The organism is Fulvivirga sp. (genome assembly GCF_040220315.1).
In the GTDB taxonomy this organism is placed as follows: Bacteria; Bacteroidota; Bacteroidia; order Cytophagales; family Cyclobacteriaceae; genus Fulvivirga.
Genome location: NZ_JAVJUY010000174.1, coordinates 22,016 through 29,044, shown reverse-complemented (window position 1 = coordinate 29,044; position 7,029 = coordinate 22,016). Strand labels below are relative to the sequence as shown.

At 39.9% G+C, this 7,029-nt stretch carries 6 protein-coding genes; 1 reads left to right on the top strand and 5 read right to left on the bottom strand.

Going from position 1 to position 7,029, the window contains the following annotated elements; all coding sequences use genetic code 11:
• Together pgk and RLO81_RS08525 are read right to left on the bottom strand one after the other, a co-directional pair.
• A partial coding sequence (gene pgk, locus RLO81_RS08530) for a phosphoglycerate kinase (RefSeq protein ID WP_350110046.1) occupies window positions 1–430 on the bottom strand: 430 nt, incomplete at its 3' end.
• 11 nt (window positions 431–441) lie between these two features.
• Window positions 442–1,395, bottom strand: coding sequence for an L-threonylcarbamoyladenylate synthase (locus tag RLO81_RS08525; RefSeq protein WP_350110044.1), 954 nt, complete (start codon window positions 1,393–1,395; stop codon window positions 442–444).
• 136 nt (window positions 1,396–1,531) lie between these two features.
• On the opposite strand from RLO81_RS08525, the gene RLO81_RS08520 reads away from it, so the two are divergent.
• Window positions 1,532–1,693 carry a hypothetical protein gene (locus RLO81_RS08520; protein ID WP_205720475.1) on the top strand — a complete coding sequence of 54 codons (162 nt, stop codon included), beginning with the start codon at window positions 1,532–1,534 and terminating at the stop codon, window positions 1,691–1,693.
• Here RLO81_RS08520 and RLO81_RS08515 read toward each other — a convergent pair.
• From RLO81_RS08515 to RLO81_RS08505, 3 genes are read right to left on the bottom strand one after another with little or no spacing between them, the layout of a single operon-like run.
• Entirely contained in the window at window positions 1,677–2,225 is a 549-nt protein-coding gene (locus RLO81_RS08515) for an NUDIX hydrolase (protein WP_350110040.1), read from the bottom strand. The genes RLO81_RS08520 and RLO81_RS08515 overlap by 17 nt on opposite strands.
• Window positions 2,226–2,227: 2 nt before the next feature.
• Entirely contained in the window at window positions 2,228–2,584 is a 357-nt protein-coding gene (locus RLO81_RS08510; protein ID WP_350110037.1) for a carboxypeptidase regulatory-like domain-containing protein, read from the bottom strand.
• Window positions 2,585–2,600: 16 nt separating this feature from the next.
• The gene (locus tag RLO81_RS08505; protein ID WP_350110034.1) at window positions 2,601–7,016 is read right to left on the bottom strand and encodes a T9SS type B sorting domain-containing protein; all 4,416 of its coding nucleotides are present in this window, start codon (window positions 7,014–7,016) and stop codon (window positions 2,601–2,603) included.
• Between the last annotated feature and the right edge of the window lie 13 nt (window positions 7,017–7,029).

Genomic DNA, 7,029 nt, shown 5'->3' with positions numbered 1-7,029 from the left:
CGTCATTTACATAAACATCCCCTAGTTCAGATAATTTTTTTGCGAATCCTTCGTCTCCTTTTGTCTCCTCAGTATAGAATCTGAGGTTTTCTAAAAGTAAAATCTCACCAGCCTGTAAGTTACCGGCCAATTGTTTTGCTTCAGCCCCGATACAATCGTTGGCAAATTTTACCTGGGTATTAAACCTTGAGCTCAAGTCATCAACTAAATGCTTTAATGAAAACTTCTCTTCAGGACCACTTTTTGGTCTACCCAGATGAGACATAAGAATCACCGATCCGCCATCGGTTAATATTTTCTTGATGGTTGGAACTGCTGCTCTTATTCTGGTATCATCAGTGATTTCAAATTTGTCATTCAACGGCACATTGAAATCTACTCTTATAAGTGCTTTTTTGTTCGAAAAGTTAATATTGTCAATTGTATTCATATCAAATTGTTTTAATTCTTTTTAGCTGCTGCTCTTTTTAACCTGTCATTAATAGCCATACCTAAACCTTCATCTGGAGCTAACTCTGTAATAATGATATCAAGTGGCTGGCTATCTAGCCATCTGAGATAGGCAAAAAGGTTTTTAGCTGCCGTTTTAACCTCTCCATCAGGAGCCAATGTTTTTGCATAATCTCTACTATATTCTTTCGAGTAGGATAATATTCCAGCCACCTTGCCTGTATTAGCCTCAAGTAATTGCTCAATATTACCAATTATTATTGGGGTAGCTGGACTGTAATGATTAGCCAGCATTCCGGGTGCTTTTGGGTTGCTGCTTGAATTCAATTCAATCGTAACGTTGCCTGCTACTTTTTCTATTTCTTCTACACTTATTCCACCAAGTCTATGTACCGATACTTTACCATTTTCAAAGCCCACGATGGTTGATTCTATTCCTACATGGCATTCGCCACCATCTAAAATATAATCGATTTTATCTCCTAGCTGATCGTTCACGTGCTGTGGAGATGTAGGGCTGATATACCCAAAAGGATTGGCACTTGGTGCAACCAATGGAAAATCCAATGATGATATCAGTTTTCTTGTAAGAGACTGGTTAGGCAATCTGATGCCAACAGTTTCTAAGCCAGATGTAACTAAATCAGGTATAATAGGTTTACGCTGTAATAAAAGCGTAAGTGGGCCTGGCCAAAATTTAGCAGCCAAGTCCTCAGCTTCTTCTGGCACTTCTTTAGTTAGTGATAGCGCCTGTCCATAACTAGCAACATGAACAATTAATGGGTCAAAGCTTGGTCTGTTTTTCACAGAAAAAATTGATGCCACAGCATCGGGATTAAAAGCATTGCCGGCCAGACCATAAACTGTTTCTGTGGGTATGGCTACAAGCTTACCCTCGCTTAACAGTTGCTTTGCTTTTAATAAGTCTGTACCTATTTCCGCCATAGATCAAATTAGAACTGCAAACTTATTTAATTTGATGTTAAAAGATCAATTTACAAAAGTTCAAATAGACTTTCGTTTGCAATTATCACTCTTAAATTGAATTTGATATATTTACCAATGTATAAAAAGATTAACTATGAGCAATAAAACGAGATCAGTCTTAAAGTTGGTGGCCATCATTATTGTAGTGCTATGCGTGCTAATGAATCTGTCCATTGTTATTATACCGGTATTAGCACCACATGCTTTTTGGATGGTCGTAATCGCTTTTGGTTTATTATTTATTGCTGGTAAATAGCTATTTTCTCTACCATTCTCATTATCGATCGATTACCATCAGTTAATTGATTGAGTTCTTTCAAAGGAACCCATTTTAACGCTTTCGACTCATGGTTGATTAGTAACGGATCATGATCGTCTGCTTGAAAAAGAAAGCGAACATCATAATGTAAATGTTCCGGTATTCCCTTTCGCTTTGGGATGGTATGTATATCAATATCGAAAATATCTTCTGATAAAAGTCTTAGATTTCTGAGTCCTGACTCTTCCTTAGCCTCTTTCTTGGCTACTTTAATAATATCCGTTTCTCCATCGGCATGGCCACCCAGTTGCAACCATTTATCTAACTTTCTATGATGGGTGAGAAGAGCTTTGTCATAGGTTTGATTGACTATCCATGCTGAACCGGTAATATGGCCTTCAAGTAAAGATCGTTCAAAGCAGTCCTCATTTCTGTGAATAAACTCCAAAAAATTAGCCCTGAAGAGCTGTTCATCATTGTCTTCAGGGCTGTAGTTATTGATTTTTTCAAGCAGGTCCTTTCGGTGCATGCCTACTCTATGATAATGGTTACTTTGTTCAGCTTTCCAGCTTCAAGCATATCTGTCTTAACTCCTGCACCTACATTGTTTTTATCACCTTTTTTAGCATTTACAAAATATATTTTGGCTTCAAGGTCTTTGAACTTTACATTACCTTTTTTATCAGTAATGGCCACTTCTGTTACAGGGTTTTGCTCTTTTCTGTAATCTTCTTCAGAACCATATAATTGAACAGAAACGCCTTCTTCAATATTACCAAGTTCATTTCTAACATTGATTTTAATGGATGTGTCAAATACTTGAATGTTTGTAAATGCAAAGGCACTGGCAATAGCCAATATTCCAAAAATTATTTTCATTGTTTTCATGTGCGTAATTACGATTTTATCTAATTAATGTTACTCCACCCCGTTGCTCTTTAATGCCTTCTTCCGGCTTAGCAGCACTTTTGAAATTAACTCTATAAGCATACGTGCCGCCAGTCAACGGCCTGGATTCATCGTTATTATAACCACCGTTCCACTCAAAGTCAAGCTGATCGGATTGAAATACCATTTCACCCCATCGGTTGAATATAAAAATCTCAAAGTCTTCTTCTGATACTAACACAGGGAACACCAGGAAGTTATCGTTAATACCATCACCGTTAGGACTAAATGCATTTGGCGCATTAATTCTTGCTTTACAATCTTCTATTACACCAATCTCGGCAACTGTTACACAACCAAAGAAATTGGTGAGCTCGGCAGTTAATACACCGGTTCCTAACACAATTAATGAGTCTCCGGCTGTATTAAATTGATAGTCAGTAGTATTTGCCGTTATTTCGTCACCATCTGGTTCAAACCAACGTACAGACTCAAACCCGGAAGGCGGGTTAGGGAATGCCACAGTTTGGTTTTCCACTACAGGGTCATCTGGGCAAATTACGTAGCGAGAATCAAATGGGTTAGGGCTAGGGGAGTTGAATATTACCTGTACTAAAGCGATGTTATCACATATTGTGGCATTATCCCCTTGTGCAGTGATGGTGTAAGCTCCCGCACTATTTACTCTTATTGTATCCGGATCAGTTGGATCATCACCAATAAAGGTTGGTGCCCCAGGGCCACTGACCTGAATGGAAATAGCATTAGTTGAAGAGAAAACAATATCTGCTGGTTGATCATCACAAACGATTACTTCTTCAGGAATTACCAGATTTGCAAGCGGTGGGGTTGCAATTACTAAATCACTTCGTGTTAGTGTGCAATTATCACCATCAGTTACCTCCAGTAAATAAGTGCCCACAGGAACATCTGCGATGATAAAGCTTCTTGTTGGTTCTGAACCCGATAAAACTATGGAGGAAGTATTCTGATCACGAACTAAATACCTGATATCTAACACAGCAGGATTGGTAACACTAACATTAATTCCACCTCCTAGGCCTGCACAATCCGCCCCAATAGCAGAAGCTGTGAGTGTATACGGGGCGGGATCATTTAAGGTGGTAACAGCTGTTTCTATACAACCAGTAAGTGCATTTGTGATTGTTACTGTGTAGCCACCAGCTGATAGGCCTGTAATGGGAACAACTATTGGAGCAGTAACTGTATCTGGGCTCACGCCAACAGGGCCATTTACCGCATAAACAAAGGTGCCAGCATCTGTTAAATCCAAATCGAACCTACCATCATTACCACCACAGCTCGTTGGGTCAACCACATTTGTAATACTGAAATTTGGTAGTGGGTTTATTACAAAGTTTAACTGGACGGAGTTTACCGGAACATCAAAAGTTGAGCACTCAGGAATAACATCCACAATGGCTGTATACGTACCTGGAGTAGTAATGCTGAAGCTAAATTGTCCTTGATCAGTGACTGAGCTTCTTAGTACTTCATTTCCGTTACTATCATTAATACGCCACCTGTATTGCTCCAAAGAACTTGGATTAGCTACTGCAAAATCCAATGGCTCACCTGAACAACCATTAAAAACACTTAATAATAGGTTCCCAGGAGAAGTATTAAATTGATTTAAAAAGTTTGGTAAACCTAAGGTAGAAGTTGTTCCACCTGCAAGGGTAAATCCTGATAAGTTATAACCTGCATTTTGTGGCGGGTCTTGGTTCACTGCTTCATCCGGAGTAGTCAACGTTGCTAAGCTGCCAGCGCCATCATTGGCTATGTAGATTAAGCCATCAGGCCCTTGTTGCATAGCGCCTAAGTCCACACCTGTTTCATCTACAAGCTCTTCTCTCGAGTTTATTATATGGGAAGGGTCTGTAACTTCATTCACAACTGTCGTTGTATCTATTTCCCATCTGAAAATCTTAGTACCAGTGCCCCCTGCATTTCTTAAGGTAGCAAAAAGTTTGTTCTCATCTGGGGAAAACTCAATTCCATATAATTGACCTGTTTCGGGTGCAAGATCCAACGTTACAGGTCGAGTAACAGCACCGGTAGAATCAACAAACTGGAAGAGTTCTACATAATTTTCATTATTCGAAATGGAAAGAGCAACTGCTAATCTACTTGATGTAGAGAGCTTCATGTAACCTTGCCCTGCAGTAGCACTGGTTGAAGGATGCACACTACCGACATTCGAGACTACAGCATTTCCAATTCCGACTCCTGTGATAGGGTAGGCTCTGAAGTTGTTGTTACCAAATTCATGCACAATCACCCAGTTTTGATTTCCAGTAATACGCTCAGTATTCCCGTTGTACAATTTTGTCATGGCAATGTCGCCATTTGTGTTTCTAACTAAATCGCCCAACCCTGATCTTTCTTTAAGATCGAAAACAGTATAAACCAATTCATATTCAAACTCGCCTGATTCACTATAAATTTGGCGAGTAAGAAATACATAGTACAGAGTTGCATCTCCCGGTGCAGGTACGATAAGTGAAGATTGTGTTGAACCTTCAGAGCCACCAATATCCGTTGCGAATTCATTACCTTCTCTGTCGTACATGGCTTCACCATCCGTATAGAAAATTGGGTTCCCATTATCATCACAGTAAATAGCACAACCTTCAGGTGTTTGCATCTGATTACCGCCATTGAATATATTCGGATCACCAAATGGGATAGGTGCTATGGGTCCAGGTGGGTTTTCAGATATGGGGTTAAAATCTATACCGGCATTATTCCCAAAATACCAGATAAAAGCGCGCTGTTCAATAGCGCGATATTCTACCACTTGCAATGGAGCATACGCTTCACAACCATTGGGGTCTGTACCAATCACATAGTAATTACCAGGCTCTGAAATAGTTGTAGTGGGTCCATCGGTATCTTGGTTTGACCATCTGAACGTAACAGAATTAGCATTTGAGCCTGATGCTTGGGCCGTATATGTTGCAGGGAAGTCTTCAGCGCAAAGTGTATCTATTTGTGGGAATCCTGCTATTTGAATATCAAAGTCGGTCATATTAATAGTCTTCGTTACGTTGCTTGCCACTCCATTGCTAAAAGCAACAAGTGTAACATCAAACGGGCCACCTGCGGCATATGTATTTACCGGAGTTAGTAGCCTGGAAAAATTACCATCACCAAAATCCCATGCCACACTATCCGCGGGCGGGTCAATTAATGGGAAGAAAAGCGTTGGAACATTCGCACAAATTCCAGCAAAATCAAAATCAAGAATGGTCATGGGGTCATATTGAGGTAGAAATGCAGGAAACTGTTGCGCAGCGTAATTTGCATTTCCAATAGGTGTTGGATCATAGAATGTTTGAGCAACAGTAGTGTCCGGGTCATTTATTCTTCCTACCCTAAACTGACCGCTTGCTGCTTGATACAAATGGTATATTGTACTATCAGGCCCCATTTGCAAACCAAAACTTCTTGAAAGATTTTGCCCGGATACAGGTCTTAATCTTGGTGGTGTATCAGTAAAATTAATTTGCATTAAAGAATCTGTAGGATCACCAAAATTACCCGATAGATAAAGGATGTCTCCATTATTATTCCACTCTGTATCGTAAATATTATATAATTCACCACTAACATTCGTGTTAGCAATGGTAGAAGTTAACGCAAGATTTCCATTAGTTCGGTCAATAGTTAAAATGGCTACTTCTTCAGCAGGGTTTGCCGGAGCCACGGCTATCTGGTTTGTAGCACTATTAAAGGAAAAGTTAGCTACCGATGTAGGTGCACCTACTACAGCTTGTGTGTTTGTTGAAATTGCTCCGGTATTGTCGATGCCCGTTACATTGTAAGTATCAGCAGTTTCATCATATGTTAATAGCCAAAAGCCATCCAGTACATCATTTGGAATAACTATCATTCCCTCAGACAAAGAACCGGAAGGTAAATTAGCTATGTCATTTATCGGAGTTACTAGGTTTCCCTGGCCGGGAGCCGGAAATCCAGGGGTGAGGCCACTATTCTGACTTCGATCAAAAACAGACCTTCTAATCTGTGATCCGTCATTCGTAAATATATAGTACTGCAAGGAATCGGCCGGGTTAGCACATATTACAACTCCCTGGTTAAATGTATTGTTTCCAATTAAATTTGGAGAAAGAGCATTATCAAAAGGATCAAAAACGGTTATTCCATCCGTGTAAAAGAGAAGGGCACCTGAAACAGGATCTGTCGCCACCGCACTACCACCTGTACCTAAAGGGTTTGGCAGATTTACGTTCTCTGTGGTTAAGTTGGGCCTAACAAATCGGAAATTTCTATTATTACTGCCAAAAAACCAGTTGAGGCCGGAGTATCCCTGCGCTAAAACTTGTCCTAAACTACCAACTACAAACACTAAGAGCAGAATACCTCTGCGTAATTTTTGATTGAGCATGCCCACAAATGAT

What these genes read in the sequence shown, in the direction of transcription:
- RLO81_RS08525 (WP_350110044.1), bottom strand. Translation starts at nt 1,395, where the DNA reads ATGGCGGAAATAGGTACAGACTTATTAAAAGCAAAGCAACTGTTAAGC.
- RLO81_RS08520 (WP_205720475.1), top strand. Translation starts at nt 1,532, where the DNA reads ATGAGCAATAAAACGAGATCAGTCTTAAAGTTGGTGGCCATCATTATT.
- RLO81_RS08515 (WP_350110040.1), bottom strand. Translation starts at nt 2,225, where the DNA reads ATGCACCGAAAGGACCTGCTTGAAAAAATCAATAACTACAGCCCTGAA.
- RLO81_RS08510 (WP_350110037.1), bottom strand. Translation starts at nt 2,584, where the DNA reads ATGAAAACAATGAAAATAATTTTTGGAATATTGGCTATTGCCAGTGCC.
- RLO81_RS08505 (WP_350110034.1), bottom strand. Translation starts at nt 7,016, where the DNA reads ATGCTCAATCAAAAATTACGCAGAGGTATTCTGCTCTTAGTGTTTGTA.